Origin of the sequence: uncultured Prevotella sp., assembly GCF_946407605.1 — a bacterium.
GTDB lineage: Bacteria > Bacteroidota > Bacteroidia > Bacteroidales > Bacteroidaceae > Prevotella.
Genome location: NZ_CAMJOS010000027.1, coordinates 23,257 through 45,800, shown reverse-complemented (window position 1 = coordinate 45,800; position 22,544 = coordinate 23,257). Strand labels below are relative to the sequence as shown.

Genomic DNA, 22,544 nt, shown 5'->3' with positions numbered 1-22,544 from the left:
TGCCTGCCTGTCACGCAGGAGGTCACGAGTTCGAATCTCGTACGCACCGCAAAAACGAAGGCTCATTGATTATGGAATCGATGGGCTTTTTAAATATCAATTAAATATCAATTAAATATCAATCAAGAATACCAGACTGAAACTATGAGCAAGAAGATTATTATCGCCGTATTGATGGTCGCCATATCGTTGGGTTCTTTTGCCCAGCAGCGCACCACACGACTCACCCTTTATCGTCAGTTCAAACCATCTACCATCACGTTGAAAACCGGTCAGAAGATCAAGCAGTCGCTCACCAATGTGTTCCTGAAGAACAGCACTTTGGTCTATCTGAAAGACGAATACACGATGGAAGCCAATATGGATAATATTGCCGCCGTGGAGTTTGACGACCGTACTTATGTGAACATCAACAACCAGTTGGCCTATCTTGTCGATTCTGTTGGTGGCAACTGCGTTTACCGTATCGACATCTTCGATATGGATGCCTACAACGCCCAGTTGCGTAATAATGTGAACATCAACGCCATTCCGTCGTTCTCTGGCGACATGATCAGTACCTCGAGCGTAGATCTTAATACTGAGGAAGACTATAAGTTCCCCGTATTCCCCCATTTCTACTTTTCTTATAATGGTGAGATCATCAAAGCCCACGAACGTGAAATATCCCGTCGTCTGCCTAAAGACGAGGACATTCGCCGCAAATACCGTACGGCCATTAGCATGGACGGCTTCTCATGGATTGAAAATGAAAGTGTTGTAAGCGTACTTAGAGCCATCACTCCTACGAAGGAACAGCAGGAGGAAGCAGAACCCTAAAGTACCCTACCCCTCGTAAAACCTAAATCAACTGACATGAAGGATATCAAAGCATATTATCGTACCGCCATCAAGGTGGCCGATACGATGTTGAAAGATCCGAAGAACAGTGTCAACGAAGTACTCAAGACACAGCTCGGTTACAAATCGGGCATCAAGGGTTTCTTCTCTGACCCCTGGAACTGGCTTTTCTTCGCCCACCCTCTGACTTTGGGCGGGCGAATCCTCTATGTCTATATGAAGCATAAAGAGCGGCAGCGTGTGGAGATGGAGATGATGAAGCGCAACATCATTGCCAAGCAGCAGGCCATTATCAAGAAGATGGAACAGGAGTGCAATGAGAACGAGGCACAGCGCAAGAACCTTCAGGAAACCGTTGACTTCCTCGAAGAAACACTTCGACGTATTGAGAAAAGTAAGAAAAAGAAATAACTAAGTAACTAAAAATCCATAACAAGCCCTATGTCTGAGACAACATATACCGACGACGAGAAAAAGACCCTCAGCGTGATGAAGATGCAAGAGGACGACCTTGCCCGTCTGCAGAAACAGAACGATAGTCACCACCAGCAGCTGGACCGCATGGGACAACAGCTGGAGCAGATGAAACAACGTGCCAAACAACTAGCTGAGGACGAAGGTGTTGAGTTGCCAAAAGAGCACCATTATCCTGTCTCCGACAAACCCACGAAACAGATTCCCACAGAAGATATCCCTTCTTGGCAGTCGCTCGAAGAGCGTGCTGCCCAAGATGATAGTATCCTTGATGTCACCATCGAAGACCTGCTCAGTATCGATGAGATAGCAGGTGCGAAAGCCGATGCCAAGCGCATCAACGAACAGTTTGCAAAACTCACTGGACTCAGCAAGCGCGACATCGCCTTTCTATCTATTGCCGCCAGCATTCAGACTGCCCGTTGGATGATGATGCCCAAGATTGCAGGCTATCTGGGCAAGTCAGGAAAGGTGCTCGCTGCCCTCTCTCCATCTGCCATTGCCATGCTTGAAACACAAGCCAACCCTGACGAGCGACAGCTGTCAGTCATTGACGAGGCCAACCGCGAGTTTCAGGAAGAGGCAGAATGGGATGCCGAGGAGGTGCCCGAGGGTGAGAAGTCGTGGGAGGATATTCTGCAGGATAAAGACCGCGACGTAGAAAAGACCTTCAACAACGATGCCATGAACTGGATTTTCGGCATCGTTAACAATATTACCGGCACCAAGACAGGTAGCAACTTCAAGACCATTGATGAGATGAGTGGCGAGACTGTCAACACCACCACTGTCTTCTCTGATGCCTTCAAAAGTGTGAAGAAAGACTGGCTCCGCCTACCGGCTGCCGTCTATGCACAGTATGCCCGTCACCGAGTGTCCAACGGAGAAGATGCCCCCGACCTGCTAGCACCTGTTACTCAGGCATTTTCTCCCGAGATGGTAGGCGACCTCTACAAGGCACAGTTCTCCGAGTTGGCCGCAATGCGCGACATCACCATTATCGGACAGCAGGCCGCCATTCCCCTGATTATCAATATGGCCATCGGTCTGCTCCATGGCTATATGTACAACCCTGAGACCGATGGTCCGCGCGAGTTCTATGATGCCCGCACCAGAAAGATTCTTTCGTTATCAAACATGCTGGCAGCAGCATCTAACCTCACCTTCACCACTATTACTGAAGACTGGACACGTGTTGACGTGGGTGGACTAATGGTGACAGCCACCCGCGCCATTCAAGACGGTTCTTTCCTAATTAATTTACGTGAGGAGTTTATCCGTCGCCATCTGGACAAGGTCTACGAGAAAGAACTGGAGGACATAGAACGCCATTTCCAGAGCCTTCCCGACACCACCGAGCACGATGTTCAGAACGTGTAGGTGAAGCCCAGCGACGAGTATTCCTTAAACTGCCAATATCCCAATTCCTCGTCCCAGTTGTTGGAATCGTCGAAACGTGGGAACAGGAATAGGTTTGCCGAAATGTATTTCGACACCTTCAACGTGAACGTGTTTTCCCACTCTATCTCAGCACGTTTGTAGCTGGTAAATCCGTATATTCTTGATTTCCACGTTACATTATCATTCATGACCCATGTGAGCGAAGCCGTTAGCTGCGAACCGAAGTCGGTCAGCGAGTGGGTGTGCTTATCTGTCTCCACACCAAAGCTGGCTGCGAGTGCGGTACGGTCCACATAGCGGTAGTTAACAGCCAGGGGCGACATGTTGATGGTACCCGTGAGCTTCTTGTTGAGCCATTCCACCTTATAATCCATACCGAGACCGACACTCAAGTTGAAGGGCGACATAAAGTCTGAAAAGGTGTTTTCGTTGTTGGCTTTGTGACCTTGTGTAAACTGCGTATAAGCCAGCAGCTGCAAGGTGTAGTACCATCTGTTGGCAGCCTGCAGTCCTACCTTTCCCGTATAACGGATGAGGTCTTCGTTGGTCTTAAAGCGATGGACGGTATCCGAGGGAGATGTCTGGAAACCGAGTTTCAACTCCAACTTATTCTCCCACTTCCATTTCGACTTATTGTCGTAGTTAGCCTCCAGTGTCAGGCTAGCCACAGCGGCATAATTGTTCTCACCGCCTTTATACCAGTTGCCCGACACATAGTTCTGCATAAACTGCAAGTAGCCGTCGCCTTTATATTTCCAGAAATTAGGTTTTTCTATGACTACCTCCACAGGCTTGTCTTCAGCAATCTCGGGCATGGGAACACTTTGTTCTGCCATCTCCACATCCTGCTGTACCACCGTCTGTTCAATGATGTCCATGCGCAGCGGTCCTGCTTCTTCCTGTTCGCTCTGTGTCACCTGTACCAAGTCCGGACGGTTCAAGTACACGTGCATCAGCGCCTGGTCAATGGCACCGCTCACCTCATCAGGGTCTTCCGAGGCTATCGACAGCTGACTACCAGCAACCGAATGATAGAACGTCAACGGAGCAAAAAGACGATAATACTGCCCGTTCTTCAAATCCACTCTTCCTGCGGCACTGGCGCCTAGCGCAAATGCCGCTACCATAAATAATGCAAATTTTCTCATAACTGCGTGCAAAGTTAAGATTTTTTTTTGTAACTTTGCACCTTGTTTTAGAAAAAGTAGTAAAAAATCATAAATAATGAACAGAAACACATTAATAGGATTCAGCCTCATCGCTGTGGTGCTCATACTTTTCTCGTATCTGAACACCCCGTCGCAAGAGCAAATCGATGCCTACAACCATCAGCAGGACAGCATTGCAGCAGTCAAGCAACAACAAGCAGCCAAAACCGCCCAGCAGGATAGCAGTCTGCCACAGCCCGCTGTGGTGGCCGACTCCACCGACCTCTTCTTCCCTGCCCTCAACGACTCTGTGGCAGGTCCCAACCGTCTGGTGGTGCTCAAGAACGACTCGCTCGAGTTGGCATTCAACACCAAGGGCGGCACTATTGCCAGCGCTCGCATCATTGGTCATAAGGACACGTTGAACAATTACGGCATCACGCTGTTTGACGGCCAGAGTCAGCAGATGAACTTTGTGCTGAAGAGCGTCAACAAGTATATCAACACACAGGACCTGAACTTTACCGAGTCTGTCGATGCCGACGGCTCACTCATCATGACTGCTCAGGCTCTGGGCAATGGTTCGTTAGTGTTCAAGTACACGCTGGGGCCTGACTATCTGCTCCATTTCTCTATGCAGGCAGTAGGTCTGGCTGGACAGCTCGATCCCACCAGCAAGGAGGTGGTTATCCAGTGGCAGGACTCTTGTCATCAGCAGGAAAAGGGTTTTTCGTTTGAAAACTATCGCTCGGCTCTCACCTATAAGTTCCACGATGGTGGTACCGACTATCTGAACGAGACCTCTGACAAGAAAGAGACCATCGAGGAGGCCATCGACTGGGTGGCTTTCAAGAACCAGTATTTTTCTGCCGTGCTCATCTCGAAGGATGGCTTCAACGCTGGTGCCGAACTCACCAGCACGCCGCTTGACAAGAGCACACGCATTCTGAAAAACTACGAGGCTCGCCTCACTACCAAGTTCGACCCTACAGGTCTGCAGCCCTCTGAGTTTGAGATGTTCCTTGGTCCCAACGATTTCCGTCTCATCCAGAATGTGGAGGAGCAGAGCACCTTTGGCAAGGACCTTGAGATGGAGAAACTGGTCTATCTGGGATGGCCCCTGTTCCGTTTCATCAACCGCTGGTTCACACTCTACGTCTTCGACTGGCTCACCAAGCTGGGTCTGCCCATGGGTATCGTGCTCATCCTTATCACCCTGCTGCTCAAGGCCATCACATTCCCAATGGTGAAGAAGAGCTATATGTCGAGTGCCAAGATGCGCGTGCTGAAGCCGAAACTCGACGAGGCTACCAAAGAGTTCAATAAACCCGAAGATCAGATGCAGAAACAGCAGGCCATGATGGCGCTGTATTCAAAATATGGTGTATCACCCCTGGGTGGCTGTCTGCCCATGCTCATCCAGATGCCTATCTGGATTGCCATGTTCAACTTCGTGCCTAACGCCATCCAGCTGCGCCGCGAGTCGTTCCTGTGGATGGACGACCTTTCCACCTATGATCCTATCTTCGAGTGGGGCTTCAACATCTGGGGCATTGGCGACCACCTGTCGCTCACCTGCGTGCTGTTCTGCGTCAGCAACCTGCTCTACTCATACATGACCATGCGCCAACAGCGCGACCAGATGGTTGGTCAACAAGCCGAGCAGATGAAGATGATGTCGTGGATGATGTACATCATGCCTCTGATGTTCTTCTTCATGTTCAACGACTACTCCAGCGGTCTTAACTTCTACTACTTCATCTCCCTGTTCTTCTCAGCTGCCATTATGTGGACGTTGCGTAAGACCACCGACGATGCTAAGTTGCTTGCTATCCTCGAGGCTAAATACAAGGAGAACCAGAACAACCCCAAGAAGATGAGCGGCCTGGCCGCACGTCTCGAGGAGATGCAGAAGCGTGCCGCCGAGATTCAGAAGCAGCAACAGAACAGAAAATAACAATCCCCACAACACAACCATAGAACGATGAAAATAGGATTCGACAACGAGAAATATCTGAAGATTCAGTCAGAACATATCCGCGAGCGCATTGCCCAGTTCGACGGTAAACTCTATCTGGAACTGGGCGGCAAGCTCTTCGACGACCATCACGCCTCACGCGTGCTCCCCGGCTTCAAGCCCGACAGCAAGCTGCGCATGTTTGCCCAGCTGCGCGACCAACTGGAGATTGTCATCGTAGTTAGCGCTGAGGATATCGAGAAGAACAAGGTACGTGCCGACCTGGGCATCACCTACGACGAAGATGTGCTGCGCCTGCGCGAGGAATTTATGAACCGCGACTTCATGGTAGGCTCGGTGGTCATCACCCACTACAACGGCCAGAACGCCGCCGATCAGTTCCGCCATCGCCTGGAGCGCATGGGCATCAAATCCTACGTGCACTACCTCATCGACGGTTATCCCCACAACGTGGAGCTCATAGCCTCTGACGAGGGTTTCGGCAAGAACGACTATGTGGAGACTTCGCGCGAGCTGGTCATCGTAACCGCCCCTGGTCCTGGTTCTGGCAAGATGGCTGTATGCCTCAGTCAGCTCTACAACGAGAACAAGCGCGGTGTGAGTGCTGGCTATGCTAAGTTCGAGACCTTCCCTGTATGGAACTTGCCTCTGAAGCATCCTGTAAATATTGCCTACGAGGCCGCTACAGCAGACTTGAACGACGTGAACATGATTGACCCGTTCCACCTGGAGGCTTACGATAAGATTGCCGTCAACTACAACCGCGACATCGAGATCTTCCCCGTGCTCAACGCCCTGTTCGAGGGCATCTACGGCGAGAACCCCTATAAGAGCCCCACAGACATGGGCGTCAACATGGTGGGCTTCTGCATCTCTGACGACGAGGTATGCTGCAACGCTTCACGCGAGGAGATTATCCGTCGCTACTACGACGCTACCAATAAACTGGCCGATGGTGCTGACAACGAACGCGAGGTCAATAAGATTCTGATGCTCTTCAATCAGGCCAAGATCACCACAGCCTACCGCCGCGTCACCGTAGCTGCTCAGGCCAAGCAGGAGCTTACCGAGCATACCGCTGCCGCCATGGAGCTGGAAGACGGCACCATCATTACTTCAAAGTCTTCGCCCCTGCTGGGCTGTAGCGCAGCCTTGCTGCTCAACGCTACCAAGCATCTGGCAGGCATCAACCACGAGGTGAAACTTATTCCCCAGAGCATGATCGAACCTATCCAGAAGACCAAGATAGAATACCTGGGTGGCAAGAACCCCCGACTGCATACCGACGAGGTGCTGGTAGCCCTCAGCGTACTGTCCAAGGACGATGAGCAATGTCGCAACGCCCTGGCCCAGCTGCCCCGTCTACGTGGCTGTCAGGTCCACTCTACCGTCATGCTCTCCGAGGTAGACCGTAAGATATTCAAGAAACTGGGTTGCGGACTGACCTGCGACCCCGTGCGTAAGAAATAACCCCGAAACTCAAAACTCAAGACTATGGAAAGAACATGGAGATGGTTTGGCAAGAAGGACAAGATCACACTTGCCATGCTGAGACAAATCGGCGTCGAGGGCATCGTTACTGCATTGCACGACGTACCCCTGGGCGAAGTATGGACCCGCGAGAAGATTCGCGACCTGCGTGAGTATATCGAGAGCTACGGCATGCGATGGAGCGTCGTAGAGAGCCTGCCCGTTGTAGAGACCATCAAATATGGCGGCCCAGACCGCGACCATCAGATCGAGGTCTATAAAGAGAGCCTGCGCAACCTCTCGGCCGAAGGCATCCATTGCATCTGCTATAACTTCATGCCTGTGCTGGACTGGGCCCGTACTGACTTGTTCCACAACAACCCCAATGGTGCTACCAATCTCTATTTCAACTACGCCGAGTTTGCCTACTTCGACATCTATATTCTCAAGCGCGAGGGCGCGCGCGAGGAGTGGGCCAAGTTCCAGTTCCCAGAGGGCTGGGGTCAGGGCCGCAACGTGCTGGCCGAATGCGACGAGCTGGCCAAGACCATGACGCCTGAGAAGGACCACAAGCTGGTAGAGAATATCATCATCAAGACCCAGGGCTTCGTCAGCGGCAACTTCAGCGAGAAAGACGAGGCACCCATCCAGAAATTCCGCGAGTTCCTCGACCTCTATAAGGGAATAGACAAGAAACAGTTGCGCGAAAACATGAAATATTTCCTCGAAGCCATTATGCCTACCTGCGAGGAGTACAACATGAACATGTGCGTGCACCCCGACGATCCCCCTATCGAGATTCTCGGACTGCCTCGCATCGTGCGTACAGAGGAGGATATCCAGTGGTTCCTCAACGCCGTGCCCAACAAGCACAACGGACTCACCTTCTGTGCTGGTTCACTCTCGGCAGGCGCCTACAATAATGTGGTCGACCTGGCTAAGAAGTTTGCCTCGCGCACCCATTTCGTGCATCTCCGTTCGTGCCACATTTTCCCCAACGGCGACTTCACAGAAGCCAGTCACCTGGGCGGACGTGCCGACCTCATCGAGCTGGCACGCATCTTCGAGAAAGAGAATCCAGAGCTGCCCATGCGTGTGGATCACGGTATGACCTTTACCGATGAGCCTGGCGGCATCCTCGACGAAAGCAGCCACGGCCACAACGCTGGCTATACCCTACTCGGCCGTATGTTTGCCCTCGGCCAGGTGCAGGGCATCCTCGCCACCGTTGACCGCGAGCTGGGTATCGAATACAAACAACCCGGATTCTTTGATTGAATTTGATCAAAAATAGTGAAAGGTGAAGGATGCCCCTTCACCTTTCTCTTTTCACCCTTGACCTTCGGTCTAGTCTGCTCTCGCTCGACAATAATCAAACAAGTTTGTCATTGTTCTCGCTTACTCGCAGCCTTCACCATTAATTACCCTTCAATCTCCGCAAGAATATCTTTCGCTGCATTCACGGCCTTGAAGTGATAATAAATACCAATCAAGAAACCTACCACAGCACCCACTATCACGGGGATCGTCAAACCCCAGGGGTTAACACCTTCTGGTGCGTTCTTCCATGCAAACTCGTAGCAAGCCCATATCAGCCAGGGAATTCCTATTGTAGGCGAGCAGTAGTACAACCACATGTCATAATGCTTCTTAAATCTTGCCATCACGCGGGCCACCGTTGCAAAGTCATCCCTCATAAAGTTCAGGTTGTCCACAGGCTTGTGGATATAATAGGTAGCCACGGCGCATAAAAGCATCATCAAGCAGGTAGCGATACTGAACACCAAGCCCCAGGCGTGGGTGTAGTAGTTCAGAGGTGTCACGAGTATAGCCACGGCAGCACATACATAGCACATACGCTTCGTACTGTTAATCTTGCTTCTATTGGCCTTCATCGTCTCACGCAGCAGGCGGTCGCTCACAATCTCCTGCTTCTTCAACTGCTCCTTGAGAATGGCAAACTGATTGCGCATCTCCTCAAAATTCATCTCTTCCATATTCCTGTATTTTTTGTTTTTTCTTTTTCATTTCTCCCTTCACCATTCACTCATCACTGTTCGCCTTTTTCAGACTCTCCTTGATGCGAAACAGCTTCACTCCCACGTTCTGTGCCGAGATACCCATCACGGCGCCGATTTCGTCGTAGCTCATGCCTTCCAGCCACATCATCACCAAGGCCCTGTCCACCAATCCCAGTTTACCGATGCGCTGGTGTAGCATTCTCACCTGAGCGGCGTTGGCATCGTCGTCCTGGAAAAAGTTCACATCCATCGTCAGCGGCACCTTAGCCACCTGACGTTTCTTCTTACGCTCCTGCAGCAAGCATGTGTTCAGGGCCACACGATAAATCCACGTGCTAATCTTACTCTCTTCACGAAAGCTGTCAATGCCCTTCCACATGTTGATGAGCGTTTCCTGAAAGAGGTCGTTAACCTCCTCCTCATCCTGCGAGAACATATAACACACGGTGTAGATTGTGCTCTTGTGCTCTCGCACCAGTTGGGTAAAATACTCTTCTTGTTTCATCTTTTTTCTGATGTTTTTATCCTTTAGATGCAAGAAGCTATCTAAAAATTACAGGAAATCACAAAAATTTTTCATTTTTTTCGCACCTCGTGCTCAATTCCTCTGCAAATGTAGTGATTCTTGGGCAAATACACAAAGAAAAGACCAATTATCAAGGTCTATTTCAAAAAATCTCATGTATTATTTGGTGGATAAAAATATTCTTCGTACCTTTGCAACCCGAATAAAACGACCCTTTATTCCCACAACTGGAAGGTTGGCAGAGTGATCGATCGCGCTGGACTCGAAATCCGGTATACCCTTATGGGTATCGGGGGTTTGAATCCCTCACCTTCCGCCAAGAAACGTATAAATAGAGAAGCTTAAGGCTTCTCTATTTTTTTATCGCATCCATAAACAGAAGGGGTTCGGTGTGTACTTCTATTTCTTATTATTCTCTTCTATAGTCTTAAGCGCTTCTATTGCTTCCTTATTCCCTTTTTCTGCTGCTAACTTAAGCCATTTTACTGCCTCATTGTAATCTTGTGCAACGCCCTGGCCCGGGGAGAAAGTGATCACATCCTCCGAGCCCGTAAATCCCAATGTTTACTATTTATTTTAATTTGAATACGTATTCCCTATCAAAAACGCTTCCTTCTTTTACAAATCTCCAACATCGAGAATCTTGTTTGTTCTTTATCTTAATGAATTCATTATCATGCTTTGATGATGGCTCTTCGTCCGTTTTCTCGTAATTATACTTAAATAAGTTGACATTCTTTCGTTTGTATGCATTTACCTTACAATCTAAGAACAACACTTTATCGTCTATCCAATCAATTGTTGTTTTTTCCTTATCAACTGATAGACCATCAAATAGATAATCATAAACGTATGTTGACAAATCACTTTCTTTTAATTCTAAACGTTCAGGCTTTAATTGAACAACTCTATATGAACGAATCAAGGCAGATGCACGATAATGAGATTTGTCATCTTCAAATGTAATATCAACTCCTGACCAATGAGGGTAAAGGGTTCCAACATTAAGATACGGCACAACAGGCTTATCCTTAACATTCCGATGATACATAATTGGGTCAACAATACGTTTATCGTTGTCACCTATTTCTTCATGATAATAGAATTCTACACTTGTGATATAGAGATAGTATCGTTCACTACAATGGAAATGGCCTCCATACAATAAATACTTTGCCAATTTCTCGAATGATATTTCAAGATCTTCACTATTATTTCTTCTTGAATCTTGAAACTTTATAAGTTGTTCTATCAGTTTACTCATAATAATAGAAAGTTGAAAGTTAGATAATCAATCTGTACTTCATTTTGCAAAATTACAAATATTTTCTGAAAAAGCAATATCAAAATGGTAAAATCGAATTATGTTCCTCTGGTTCGAAGGGTAATTCCGATTTCTTGATGTTCCATGTAATGCAATGAAGTGCTCCACCATTTCTGACAATATCCCTCATGCGGAAACCTCGAACAATGCTATCAGGGTTAGCCTCTCTGATATACTTTAAAGCTTGCTCATCCTCTGGTATTCCAAATGTAGGCACAATGATTTTGTTTCCCACTTCAAGATAGTTGATATATGCCCAATTGAAGTCTCTATTTGGATTTGGCACATCAAACAGCATTTCTTTCACCTCGAATCCGACAGCTTCTAATCGCCTTTTAACCTCATCTGCCTCTTCTGGAAAAAAATCGCGATGATTAGACATCAAGACTCTGTTATCACCAGTCCAATGTATAAGACCATCTGCGTGTCCATACACATCTGCATTAGGCTCGTGTGGATTGTCACAATGCCAAGGCAGGAAAATAATATCAGAATCAAGGGCTTCAAATAAGCACCTACAAAATACTGGATCATATATTGGTTTCCCGTTTTCTTGAAAGACCTTATCAGTAAGTATTCGATGACCTGCACACGTAACTACATTCCCTCCATCCAATGTGATACTAGAATCTAACTTTTGACAATTATGAAGTACGCTTTTGGACATTGCGTATGAATCTGTGAGATATTTCTCTCCTGAATCTTTCAGATAGTCTGGATCATATTTATAGACAAGGAATCGGTCATTTGACAATTGGATGGGCATATAGTCACGTATCCAGATATCCTTCGTTCCCTTAACCTCGCCCCATTCAATTTCCATCTCATCGAATAGTTTGGTTAAACGTGAATATACATTTGGATAGAATTCCTTTAACTTGTCGGAGATATACACGAAGTTGGTCATTGTGTCATTAAACTGTGGGGCAAACTCGGCAGACAGTTCTTGCATCAGCATCTGCTCTTGTTTCTTAATCTTCTGACGGATTCGCTCAAAATCTTCGCAGCTATGGGGGATAACAACTTCGCTATCATCAAGAGTAGCCCCAGGAACCTGCTCTATCCAGTCAAACATAACAGTCACGATAGTTGAAATCTTATCTAATGGAAAGATAATATGTTCCTTTCGCAACCAGTTAGAGATAGATCTAACAGCAGAATTGAAATCAGGCCAGCATCCATATCCAACTTCAACATTCCAGTAATTACCGAACGCATCATCAATGGCATCCCAGATGTTTTCTGGGAGTTCAAAATCAATGCCATTTAAGACTACTTTGTGCATCACTTCAGAAGTTAATGCTTCTGGAGCTGTTGGGTCTAAAAGAAACTTTTCCATACCTATGCTGTTTTAGAAATGTGAGTGCAAAGATAGGACAATTATGCTATCGAACCAAATTTTTAAGGCAGAAAAAGCCAATGCAATAACATAGTTTAACTGATTGATTATCAATTATTTAATTATATAATTGATATAAAAATATACAGGGGTAAACCCTGTTAAAAGAATAATAATTATATAGCAGAAAAAGGACGATTTACATTTTTTAAGGATGCGTTTATCAATTGTGTACGAAACTGTTTACGGTCACATGGTCACAGCTGTGACCGTGACCAATTTGCTTAATCAAACAGTTTCTTCCAGATCCAAAGGAATGCTACGGCACCAATAACGCAAAACACGAAATTGGTGAGATAGCCTTTGCCAAGCAGTTCAATGCTTAGGATATGGCTGATGAAAGTGCCTACATAACTGCCAATGATGCCGACGACAAGGTTCATGCAACATCCTTTGCCCTCGCCACTCATGATACGGTTGGCAATGTAGCCGATACAAATACCCGTAAGTATCGGCCATGCCGTGAAATCTGCAATGTGTTCTAACATATTTCTCCAATTTTATTTGCAAAGATAGTCATTTTTTCTATAATATTTGTATCTTTGCATCCAACTTTACAAATTATTAAGATGGACAACAGAAAATCTATGAAGAGACTCGCTTTATTCTGTATGCTTTTCCTGCCTCTGGCTGTAGGGGCACAAAAGCAGTATATCCTGCCAACGGCAAGTGCCTCTGACGACGAGAAGGACAAGCCGATGATTGAGGTCTACCTGCCCCAACAGCCTAACGGATGCGCTGTCGTGTTATGTCCTGGCGGTGCCATGCGATGGCTGTCGTGGGAGAGCGACGTGGTGAAGATGGCCTCGTTTCTGAATGAGCACGGCATTGCCGCCATTGGCCTGCGCTACCATCTCAATAAAGGACAGATGCCACAGGGCATGAAAATGCCGCCGACGGTGGATGTGACGCATCCAGAAGCGTTCCCTCAGGCCGATGCCAATCCGATGCATACGGCCAGTGGTGACTCCATCATCCAACTCGCAGCACAGGATGCCAAGGCTGCCATCCGCATGGTGAGAGAACATGCCGACGAGTGGCATATCAGCAAGGATAAGATTGGCTTCCTAGGCTTCTCGGCTGGCGGAGGAGTGGCTATCGCAGCCACGATGTCTGCAGACAGCATGGAGCGTCCCAACTTCCTCTGCACCAACTTCGGCCCCTCGCTGATGCCTGTCACCGTGCCGCAGGATGCCCCTCCCCTTCTCATCATGACCCGTGCCGACCATCCCAACGTGGCAGCAGGTCTCGTGGCTCTCTTCATGGAGTGGAAGAAGGCTGGAGCCAATGCTGAAATGCACATGTATGGCGATGGCAAAGGTCCCTACGAACTGATGCCGCAGACAGGTAAGACGACGACTGAGACTTGGAGCAACCAGATGATTCAATGGCTGAAGGCTAAGGCTGTGATTGAGTGAGTGCAGACGACGAACTTAGCAAGGCGCTGGAAGGCCTTATAGAGAAAAGGAAAAAAAACGAGTAATGCGTTCCAGTTCCAATTGTTCCAATTAAAATTTGAGGGACAAAACCCCTTCTATAATCTTTATAACTAATTAATAATTAAATAGTTATATATAGAAATAGGGGTGATGGAACTACCAAAAATAAAACTGGAGCAACTGGAACTGGAACACGAAGCCCCAAAAACAACATTACCATTTCATCTAAAAAACTGATTATCAACAAGATACGACATTCCAAAAGCGACTATCCCCTCTATGCCATTCCTCGAAAAAAGTACAGAATGTGTAAAATTACCGCTCACGCAGGCCTCAAAAGACATGCACGAACCCCTAATTCCGATGTTTTTCCCATACTTGGCGCACACATCAGCAGCGCAGAATTTCTGTATTCTGACCTCACATGGAAGGAAATGTGTGGTCAATGGCTCATCTTGTAGCCGATTCGAGCAGAATCTAGGGTCAATTGTCCAATCTTGTAGAGGCTATTTGTCACGATTTCCATCAGCACAATGATGCTGAATATTTTACAAAATGCTTAATATTCCCAACTTTATTCAGCACCTTCATATATTCAATAGGTAGATAAAAAATTGCGCCCTCACGGGAAAAATATTTTTTCTTAACTAGCGAGAAAATATTCTCAAGTTAATCGGCAAAATAGAGTCAGATTGGCGACATGCGAAAAAATTTTAACATTTTTAATATGACTGAACACTAGTGGGGTAAAAGGTCTATTCCTTACAATGAAATACCCTATAGGCAATGATTTTTCCGCTATAGTGAATGGTTTTCGTGTTAAAAGTAATAAAATGTAGGTGTTTTACCAATTTTATTACTACCTTTGCATAGTTATATGACAACAACGATGCATACAAGAGAAGAACAGATGAAGGCCTTCGGAAGGCTGCTCGACGTGCTGGACCAGCTGCGCGAGAAGTGTCCGTGGGACAAAAAGCAGACTAACGAGAGTCTGCGACCAAACACCATTGAAGAGACCTTCGAGCTGTGTGACGCGTTGGCACGCAACGACGTGCACGACACGATGAAGGAGCTGGGCGACGTGCTGATGCACGTGTGCTTCTACGCCCGCATTGCCACCGAGCAGGGACAATACGACATAGCCGACGTGCTGAACACAGAGACCGACAAACTGATATTCCGTCACCCCCACATCTATCACCCCTCGCAGGTTGGCGCTCCTGAGCCCAAGCCCCTGCCTTATGGTGAAGACCAGAGCGACAGGCAGTTTGCCAACGCGAAGACTGCCGACGAGGTGCTGCAGAACTGGGAGCAGATCAAACTGAAGGAGAAGGACGGCAACAAGAGCGTGCTCTCAGGCGTGCCCGCTGCCCTACCCTCGCTCATCAAGGCCTACCGCATTCAGGACAAGGCTCGCAACGTGGGCTTCGACTGGCAGAAAAAGGAGGACGCGTGGCAGAAGGTGCACGAGGAGCTGAGCGAGCTGGAGGCCGAACTGGCAAAGGAAGACAAGGAAGCCTCAACCAACGAGCTGGGCGACTTCATCTTCTCGTTAATCAACGTTGCCCGCCTCTATCACCTGAACCCCGACAATGCGCTGGAGCGCACCAACAGGAAGTTCATCAGCCGCTTCAACTATATTGAGGAGCACTCTATCAAGGCCGGCAAGCCGTTGACAGAGATGACACTCGAAGAGATGGACGCCCTATGGAACGAGGCGAAGAAAACAGAACAAACAAACCAGGACCATTCATAAACAAGGTATATGAAGAAGATATTGATTTTCATCGCAACAATGGCGCTGACCGCCAGTTGCGGCAAGAAGGGACAACAGGCTGACAACCAGCAGGACTACAACGAAGAGAAGGTGGAGTACATTCTGCGCGACTCTACCGTCTATGGCTTCTGCGGCGAAGGCTCGGCCATGAACACCCTGCAGCTGATTACCGACACGGGCGACACGCTGACCGTGAACCTGGAGAGATGTCGCAACAAAGACCGCGTGATGGGCGGCTATGCCGTAGGCGACGAGATGGCCGTCATGGTCAATTCCGACTCGACAGAGGCGCTGCTCGTCATCAACAAGTCGGTGCTGCATGGCGACTGGGTGATGCCCAACCCCATTGACGGCAGCTCGGAAACAGGCATCAGAATTCTGCGCGGCGGACTGGCTGAGAGCATCGACCAGAGCAGCATCGTGTATAAGTCGTGGCGACTGTTCAACGGCAAACTGCAGATACAGGCCACCCGCGAGGACGGCATCGACATGGAGGAGTTTCAGGTATTTAGCATTGTGAAGCTCACAGCCGACTCGCTGGTCATCGCCGACGAGGAAGACACCTACGAATACTCGCACCCGAGTAAGAACGAAGATGAAGATCTGGACATTGACCTGGACGAGGGCTACGACGACGAATTCAGAATATAACGAATGACACCATTCCGCGTACATATCTTAGGCTGTGGCAGCGCATTGCCCACCACACGCCACCTGCCATCGATGCAGGTGGTGGACTGTCGCGACAAGCTGTTTATGGTTGACTGCGGCGAGGGCGCACAACTGCAGCTGCGACGCTCGGGACTGTCGTTCAACAAGCTGGGGCACATCTTTATTTCGCACCTGCACGGCGACCATTGCTTCGGACTCATAGGACTCATCTCCACCTTCGGACTGCTGGGACGCACCGCCACGCTGCATGTCTATGCACCAGCGCAACTGGAACCCATGCTGAAGGCACAGCTCGACATGTTCTTCAACTACGACATTGGCTACAAGGTGGAGTTTCACGCCATCGACACCACCAAACAGCAGGTGATATTCGAAGACCGCTCGCTGACTGTAGAGTCCATACCGCTGGACCACCGCATGCCCTGCGCTGGATTCCTATTCCGCGAAAAGCCACTGTCGCCCCACATCAGGCGCGATATGATTGAGATGTACGACATCCCCGTGTCGCAAATCAACAATATCAAGGCAGGGCAAGGCTACACGCTGTCCGACGGCACATACGTGCCCAACGAACAACTGGTGACACCCGCCGACAAACCCCGTTCGTATGCCTACTGCTCGGACACACGCTATATGCCCAAGCTGCACGAGATGATACGCGGCGTGGATACCCTGTACCATGAAAGTACCTACGCCGACGACAAGGAAGACGGCGCCGCCAAATACTTCCACTCCACAGCCCGACAGGCAGCCACCGTAGCCCGCGATGCTGGAGTAGGCAAGCTGCTGCTGGGGCACTTCAGCGCTCGCTATGTAGATGAAACCATCCTGCTAAACGAGGCCAAAGAAGTATTCGAAAACACCTTCCTGACTGCCGAAACGATGGTTTTTGACATCTAAACCGCACATTTTCGCCAAAATATTTGTGAGTTTCAAATCTTTTTGCTATCTTTGCGCCAAATAAATTGACGAAACGTATGCAAAAGAAACTACTCATATTGGCAACAGCAGCCCTGTTTACATTCAGCATCCCCACACAGGCCGCAACCATGGTCTACGAGTTGGGCATTGCAGAACAGGTGGAGGAATCACAGCCTACCATGAAAGTTGACAAGAACAGCGTCACCGTGCAAGAGGCCCAGGGACTGGTGCTCGAAGTCGTTTCTTTGACTGGTAAAGCCATCGCCTCATACAAAATTGAAGCTCCTTCACAGCGTATAGAACTAAATCTTCCCAAGGGATGCTATATTCTGAAAGTAGGCAAAACCGTACGCAAAGTCACCCTACGCTAACCATTATCCTCGGCTTTATTCTTACAGGCCTGTTCTGCTCGTGCAACAACTTTGCTGCGCCAACAGAAAAGGAACTCGCTGACCTGCAACGTCAGCAGTTGCTGGCCGACAGCGCACAGAGTGCCCAACAGTGTTTATTTGGCATCGTCGCATCAAACCACGATTCATTGCAGGCTGACAAAATGGTTGACAGCTACTACAAGGATGGCGGCAGTTGGATGTGGGTTGGCGAAGACACCACCTTTCTGGCCAAGGCCAGCAGCGTGGCCGACTATATCGAAGGTCAGGCCAAGGAGATGGGATTCGCACCAACAGCCTTCTTCACCCAGAACATCAGAGACGATGTGAGCCACTTCCGAAAGCTGGACTTCGACTCTACGCAGACCAGCGTCAGCGAGGCTATGGCACGCCTGGAGCTGAACCTCAGCAAGGCCTACCTGCGCTACGCCCTGGGACAGCGCTACGGATTCATGAATCCCCACAAAGTGCTGAACCATATAGACAAGAAAGGCGCTAACGCGTACCGTATTATATATGACATAGACCTGGAGAAGCCCGACAGCAACTTTGTAGAGCAGGCGCTGAGCCACGCTGCCGACGAGCAGCCCACGCAATATCTACAGCAGACAGAAAGCACTCACCCTGTGTATGCCCTGCTGAAGCAAGAGCTGGCCAAAGACTCTACAGAAGATGGGCACAAGCGCATACTCTGCAACATGGAGCGTCTGCGCTGGCGACATGTGCAGCAGCCTGCCGAACACGACAAGCAGATATTCGTCAACATACCCTCGCAGCAGCTCTGGGCCATTGGTCCCGACAGCGTGTTCTCCATGCGCATCTGCTGCGGCGCCTGGCGTACGAAGACTCCGCTACTGACCAGTCAGATCAGGCTCATACAGTTTAACCCTGAATGGAATATCCCCAGCTCCATACTGCGCGACGAGGTGAGCGGACATGCTGGCGACTCGGCCTACTTTGCACGCAACAACTACTTCATTGTGCATCGCAGCTCAGGCGACACCATCAGAGCCAAGGACATCACCAAGGCACAGCTGAGAAGCGGCGCCTATCGCGTGGCACAGCACAGCGGCCGCAGGAACTCTCTGGGAAGAATCATCTTCAGGTTCAACAACCAGTTTGACGTGTATCTGCACGACACCAACAACCACAACGCCTTTAACAACGAACGGCGCACCATATCGCATGGTTGCGTGCGTGTGCAGCGCCCCTTCGACCTGATGAAGTTTACACTTGACGATATTGACGAGTGGACACTTGACAAGATCCGCCTGTCAATCGACATGAAACCCGAGACGGAAAAAGGCAAAAAGTACCGCAAAGAGCATATAAAAGACGAGAAAATACGACTGATAAGCTCGAAGGACGTCACACCCAAGGTACCAGTATGCATAGACTACTACACATACTACCCCAACCCAGAAACCAAGGTGTTTGAGGTGTGGCCCGATCGCTATGAATACGATATTCAGGTGCACAAGGCCATTAAGCCTTTCCTTCCATAGAACATCTGTAATATAGAAGAGCATGCAAATTGACGACGAGCAACTGAAAAAACTCATCAAATCGGAAAGCACCCGCAGCAGGGGATTCGAGATGATGGTAAGACAATACAGCGAACAACTGTATTGGCAGGTGCGACGTATCGTCATCACCCACGAAGATAGTAATGACGTGCTGCAAAATGCATTCCTCAAGGCGTGGGCCTCGCTCGACTCGTTCCATGGCGACTCGAAGCTCTTCACCTGGATATCACGTATTGCCATCAACGAGGCACTCGACTTTGTGCGCAAGCAGAAGAACCATCCGCTGCAAAGCACCGACGACGAGGATATGGGACTGGCTAACCAGCTGATGGCCGACAACTTCTTTGACGGCGACGAGACCGAGGCACAACTGGTAGAAGCCATTGAACAACTGCCCGATGTGCAGAAGACAGTGTTCAAGCTGCGCTACTACGACGAGATGAAATATAGCGACATCAGCAAGATTCTCGGCACCTCGGAAGGAGGCCTGAAAGCCTCGTATCATATTGCCGTTAAGAAAATTACAGAATTTTTCAAGCAACACGATTAAACCATCGTCAACTAGATACGTCAAAACAACAAAACGATGAGAGTTATGATGAACGAAGAAGAATTTTTAAAGAGCAAAATGGGCACGAGGAACCCCTTCGTGGTTCCTGATGGCTACTTCGATCAGCTCACAGCGCAAGTCATGCAGAAGATTAACGCTGAAGAAGAAAAGAAGACGAAGAAAGCCAAGCCCGCCATTCTGCGTACGCTCAGACCGCTACTCTATGCAGCAGCCTGCACATGTATTGCACTCTTTGGAGTGGCTACCTACCAGCATCTGAACCAGGAGGCCTCTGAGACCCAGGATCTTCAGAGCAACATCGTTGTTACTAGCAGCTATTCTGACTCCTATTTCGAGGAGTGCGCAGACTATGCCATGCTCGACAATGATGACATCTATGCAAGTCTACTAGCAGACATGTAAAAACTAAACTAAAATGAAGAAACTGTGTTTATTGTTCGTTTCTTTCATGCTCGCCATGAGCGTGGGTGCTCAGGACCAGCAGCAGAGGTTCTCGCCTGAGAAGTTTGATGCCGAGTTGCAGGAATACCTTACCAACGAGGCAAAAATCACTCCTCAGGAGGCCGCGAAGTTCTTCCCCCTATACATGGAGATGCAGAACAAGCAGCGTGCACTCTTTGAGAGACAGCGCAAACTGCTGATGACGCATCCCGAAGAGGAGAGCGAATGCCTGAAAGCCATCCGTGAGCGCGACGAGGTAGAGCTGGAGATGAAACGTAACCAGAAGAACTACCACAAGCGTTTCCTCGAGATTATGCCGGCATCAAAGCTGTATCAGGTGCTAAACGCTGAAGACCGCTTCCACCGCCGCTACCTGCGCCGCATGAGCGCACAGGGCATGCAACAAGGCATGCAGCAGGGCGGCAACCGCCACAGGAATGCCAACCAGCCCCGATGGCCATATCCGCAGAGAGGTCAGGGACAGCAGGGACAGAATCAGAAATGAGGAAGCGTCATCAACTCGTCATCACGCTTTGACAATGTAGATTCGACGACAGGTTTTGACAAAGGACGCCAATATGAGGTAAAGGTCTGAGACACTACTTCATATTGGCCTTTTTGTGTGAGGTAGGTACGCTTGAGACATACCACCGTAGTAGTGTCTTGCTTCTGTATTTTGAGGTCGAGAAGGAATGCGCTGTTCATCTTCACGCTGAGCGAATCGTCAGAGAGAAATGTCATCTCCATATCTCCGCCCAGCTGGTTTGTAACAATCGCCTTCATACCAGCATCCACGAAGTCCATCATATCCAGACGGTTGTTTACAGTAAGATAAGGTGCCAACGAGTCAGGCATCGTCTTGAACAACTCACGCACGTTTTGGGCAGGAGACATAAGAAATGAGAACTGCGAAATGAGAAATATGATAAGACCCCTCTTCATTTGACTATTTGACTATTTGACAATTTAACCATTTAACTATTTAACTTTTCCTTCGCCAGCTGCATCATCATCACAGCAACGAGACCAGCCGTTTCTGTACGCAGGCGACTCTTTCCCAAATCCACAGAGATAAAGCCTGCATCGACCGCCATGCGCACCTCGTCGATAGAGAAATCGCCCTCAGGTCCTATCATCACCAGAGCATCCTGCACCCCACCCTTTTGCAACTCGGTAAAAAGATTGACGCGCGGCACCTCGTCGTAGCAATGGGCTATATAACGGGCACCTGTCTGATGACTGCCGATAAACTGCTTGAACGATGTCATATCATTAAGCTGCGGCATCCAGGCCTTACGGCTCTGTTTTACGGCAGAAACAACAATCTTCTCAATGCGGGAGAGTTTCAGCGTACGACGTTCAGAGAACTGACAGTCGAGGAATGTCAGTTCGTCGAACCCCACCTCGGTGGCCTTCTCTGCAAGCCATTCCATGCGGTCCATCAGTTTGGTGGGAGCAATAGCCAGATGCACACACCCTGCCCACTGTGGTTCCTGCGGCATGCGCTCCACAATCTCGTAGTGGCATCGTTTGGGTGTGGTCATCGTAACACGAGCCTTATAGAAAGTTCCGCAACCATCCATCAGCATCATCTCGTCGCCTGCCGACAAGCGCAGCACACGTACGGCATGTACGGCCTCATCCTCAGGCAACGCACCAACCTCGGGTTCGGGCACAAAGAAATATCTAATCTCCTTCATTACGTCGTTTTATCTCATCGCGCAGATGCGATGCCAATTCGTAGTTCTCGTCATCAACGGCTTTCTCCAACGCACTCTTCAGGTGCTTCACATCCATCGTGTTAATGGGGATAGCCAACTGTGTCTGCGTTTTCTCGTCGAAGGGGAAACACTGGCGCTGCATGAGGTTCTCCTCTATATAAAGAGGTATATGCGATATGAGGTTCAGCAGCACGGCATCGCTCATACGGATGCGCGACGTATTGCCAATCTCATCCATGAGCACTACCTGATACTGTCCATCATAGACCCCGCAGACCATCATCTCGTATTTTGCCGACAGCTGACTGACCAGCACCTCGGGCAATAGATGATGGCAGTTCTTGGGATTGTCGATACGCATCTGTAGCTGAGCAGCCATCTGCTGGTCGCACACCACCGTCAGGCCACGCATGCGAAGCTCATCTGTCAGCAGTATGACAGATAGAGTCTCAGCACCTACGAGTTGCTGTATGTTCTCGAATCTCAAGAGCGTCCGTTTCATG

At 49.0% G+C, this 22,544-nt stretch carries 24 protein-coding genes and 1 tRNA gene; 16 read left to right on the top strand and 9 right to left on the bottom strand.

Annotated elements, in window-relative coordinates; genetic code table 11:
• The first annotated feature begins 144 nt into the window (after positions 1-144).
• The 3 genes from Q0R57_RS11150 to Q0R57_RS11140 are packed head-to-tail and all read left to right on the top strand — an operon-like array spanning position 145 to position 2,694.
• On the top strand, positions 145-819 hold the full coding sequence (locus Q0R57_RS11150) for a hypothetical protein (RefSeq protein WP_294747483.1): 675 nt from the start codon (positions 145-147) through the stop codon (positions 817-819).
• A 36-nt stretch (positions 820-855) separates the two neighbouring features.
• Positions 856-1,251: a hypothetical protein gene (locus Q0R57_RS11145; protein WP_294747480.1), complete on the top strand. Its 396-nt coding sequence runs from the start codon at positions 856-858 to the stop codon at positions 1,249-1,251.
• Positions 1,252-1,281: 30 nt separating this feature from the next.
• Entirely contained in the window at positions 1,282-2,694 is a 1,413-nt protein-coding gene (locus Q0R57_RS11140) for a hypothetical protein (protein WP_294747479.1), read from the top strand.
• Here the strand turns inward: Q0R57_RS11140 and Q0R57_RS11135 are convergent.
• Positions 2,682-3,863, bottom strand: a complete 1,182-nt coding sequence (locus Q0R57_RS11135) for a DUF3078 domain-containing protein (RefSeq protein ID WP_294747475.1) — start codon at positions 3,861-3,863, stop codon at positions 2,682-2,684. The two genes, Q0R57_RS11140 and Q0R57_RS11135, sit on opposite strands and share 13 nt — an antisense overlap.
• 76 nt (positions 3,864-3,939) lie before the next feature.
• On the opposite strand from Q0R57_RS11135, the gene yidC reads away from it, so the two are divergent.
• From yidC to uxuA, 3 genes are read left to right on the top strand one after another with little or no spacing between them, the layout of a single operon-like run.
• Positions 3,940-5,820 (top strand): membrane protein insertase YidC, encoded by a 1,881-nt coding sequence (gene yidC, locus Q0R57_RS11130; RefSeq protein WP_294747472.1) that lies wholly within the window; start codon positions 3,940-3,942, stop codon positions 5,818-5,820.
• Between the two features lie 27 nt (positions 5,821-5,847).
• On the top strand, positions 5,848-7,311 hold the full coding sequence (locus Q0R57_RS11125; protein WP_294747469.1) for a DUF1846 domain-containing protein: 1,464 nt from the start codon (positions 5,848-5,850) through the stop codon (positions 7,309-7,311).
• A gap of 24 nt (positions 7,312-7,335) precedes the next feature.
• Complete coding sequence (uxuA, locus tag Q0R57_RS11120) at positions 7,336-8,589, top strand: mannonate dehydratase (RefSeq protein ID WP_294747466.1); 1,254 nt, start codon at positions 7,336-7,338, stop codon at positions 8,587-8,589.
• Positions 8,590-8,732: 143 nt separating this feature from the next.
• Here the strand turns inward: uxuA and Q0R57_RS11115 are convergent, their stop codons facing one another.
• A complete protein-coding gene (locus Q0R57_RS11115) occupies positions 8,733-9,308 on the bottom strand; it encodes a hypothetical protein (protein ID WP_294747464.1) in 576 nt (191 codons plus the stop codon).
• A gap of 46 nt (positions 9,309-9,354) precedes the next feature.
• Positions 9,355-9,837: a sigma-70 family RNA polymerase sigma factor gene (locus Q0R57_RS11110; RefSeq protein WP_294747462.1), complete on the bottom strand. Its 483-nt coding sequence runs from the start codon at positions 9,835-9,837 to the stop codon at positions 9,355-9,357.
• 250 nt (positions 9,838-10,087) lie between these two features.
• Here Q0R57_RS11110 and Q0R57_RS11105 point away from each other — a divergent pair.
• A tRNA-Ser gene (locus Q0R57_RS11105) sits at positions 10,088-10,177 on the top strand.
• 252 nt (positions 10,178-10,429) lie between these two features.
• Here the strand turns inward: Q0R57_RS11105 and Q0R57_RS11100 are convergent.
• The 3 genes from Q0R57_RS11100 to Q0R57_RS11090 all read right to left on the bottom strand — a co-directional run bounded on the left by Q0R57_RS11100 (position 10,430) and on the right by Q0R57_RS11090 (position 13,069).
• Positions 10,430-11,122: a hypothetical protein gene (locus Q0R57_RS11100; protein ID WP_294747460.1), complete on the bottom strand. Its 693-nt coding sequence runs from the start codon at positions 11,120-11,122 to the stop codon at positions 10,430-10,432.
• A gap of 79 nt (positions 11,123-11,201) precedes the next feature.
• The gene (locus tag Q0R57_RS11095; protein WP_294747459.1) at positions 11,202-12,521 is read right to left on the bottom strand and encodes an agmatine deiminase family protein; all 1,320 of its coding nucleotides are present in this window, start codon (positions 12,519-12,521) and stop codon (positions 11,202-11,204) included.
• Positions 12,522-12,805: 284 nt separating this feature from the next.
• Entirely contained in the window at positions 12,806-13,069 is a 264-nt protein-coding gene (locus tag Q0R57_RS11090; RefSeq protein WP_294747456.1) for a GlsB/YeaQ/YmgE family stress response membrane protein, read from the bottom strand.
• A gap of 99 nt (positions 13,070-13,168) precedes the next feature.
• Between Q0R57_RS11090 and Q0R57_RS11085 the strand changes: the two genes are divergently transcribed.
• From Q0R57_RS11085 to Q0R57_RS11045, 9 genes are all read left to right on the top strand, one after another.
• The gene (locus tag Q0R57_RS11085) at positions 13,169-13,999 is read left to right on the top strand and encodes an alpha/beta hydrolase fold domain-containing protein (protein ID WP_294747453.1); all 831 of its coding nucleotides are present in this window, start codon (positions 13,169-13,171) and stop codon (positions 13,997-13,999) included.
• Between the two features lie 910 nt (positions 14,000-14,909).
• Positions 14,910-15,779 (top strand): nucleoside triphosphate pyrophosphohydrolase, encoded by an 870-nt coding sequence (mazG, locus tag Q0R57_RS11080; RefSeq protein WP_294747450.1) that lies wholly within the window; start codon positions 14,910-14,912, stop codon positions 15,777-15,779.
• Between the two features lie 9 nt (positions 15,780-15,788).
• A complete protein-coding gene (locus tag Q0R57_RS11075; RefSeq protein WP_294747448.1) occupies positions 15,789-16,451 on the top strand; it encodes a lipocalin family protein in 663 nt (220 codons plus the stop codon).
• Between the two features lie 3 nt (positions 16,452-16,454).
• Positions 16,455-17,372 carry a ribonuclease Z gene (locus Q0R57_RS11070; RefSeq protein ID WP_294747445.1) on the top strand — a complete coding sequence of 306 codons (918 nt, stop codon included), beginning with the start codon at positions 16,455-16,457 and terminating at the stop codon, positions 17,370-17,372.
• A 77-nt stretch (positions 17,373-17,449) separates the two neighbouring features.
• A complete protein-coding gene (locus tag Q0R57_RS11065) occupies positions 17,450-17,764 on the top strand; it encodes a T9SS type A sorting domain-containing protein (RefSeq protein ID WP_294747442.1) in 315 nt (104 codons plus the stop codon).
• Positions 17,713-19,287 carry a L,D-transpeptidase family protein gene (locus tag Q0R57_RS11060; protein ID WP_294747439.1) on the top strand — a complete coding sequence of 525 codons (1,575 nt, stop codon included), beginning with the start codon at positions 17,713-17,715 and terminating at the stop codon, positions 19,285-19,287. Before Q0R57_RS11065 ends, Q0R57_RS11060 begins: the two co-directional genes overlap by 52 nt.
• A 22-nt stretch (positions 19,288-19,309) precedes the next feature.
• Complete coding sequence (locus Q0R57_RS11055; RefSeq protein WP_294747436.1) at positions 19,310-19,858, top strand: sigma-70 family RNA polymerase sigma factor; 549 nt, start codon at positions 19,310-19,312, stop codon at positions 19,856-19,858.
• Between the two features lie 45 nt (positions 19,859-19,903).
• Positions 19,904-20,281: a hypothetical protein gene (locus Q0R57_RS11050; RefSeq protein WP_294747434.1), complete on the top strand. Its 378-nt coding sequence runs from the start codon at positions 19,904-19,906 to the stop codon at positions 20,279-20,281.
• Between the two features lie 13 nt (positions 20,282-20,294).
• On the top strand, positions 20,295-20,825 hold the full coding sequence (locus Q0R57_RS11045; RefSeq protein WP_294747431.1) for a hypothetical protein: 531 nt from the start codon (positions 20,295-20,297) through the stop codon (positions 20,823-20,825).
• On the opposite strand, the gene Q0R57_RS11040 is transcribed toward Q0R57_RS11045, so the two are convergent.
• The 3 genes from Q0R57_RS11040 to Q0R57_RS11030 form a co-directional block, all read right to left on the bottom strand.
• Positions 20,816-21,214 carry a DUF3256 family protein gene (locus Q0R57_RS11040; RefSeq protein ID WP_294747429.1) on the bottom strand — a complete coding sequence of 133 codons (399 nt, stop codon included), beginning with the start codon at positions 21,212-21,214 and terminating at the stop codon, positions 20,816-20,818. The genes Q0R57_RS11045 and Q0R57_RS11040 overlap by 10 nt on opposite strands.
• A gap of 80 nt (positions 21,215-21,294) precedes the next feature.
• Positions 21,295-22,020, bottom strand: coding sequence for a 16S rRNA (uracil(1498)-N(3))-methyltransferase (locus Q0R57_RS11035; RefSeq protein ID WP_294747426.1), 726 nt, complete (start codon positions 22,018-22,020; stop codon positions 21,295-21,297).
• Entirely contained in the window at positions 22,007-22,543 is a 537-nt protein-coding gene (locus Q0R57_RS11030; protein ID WP_294747424.1) for a UvrB/UvrC motif-containing protein, read from the bottom strand. The genes Q0R57_RS11035 and Q0R57_RS11030 overlap by 14 nt, the downstream gene beginning before the upstream one ends.
• Position 22,544 lies beyond the last annotated feature (1 nt).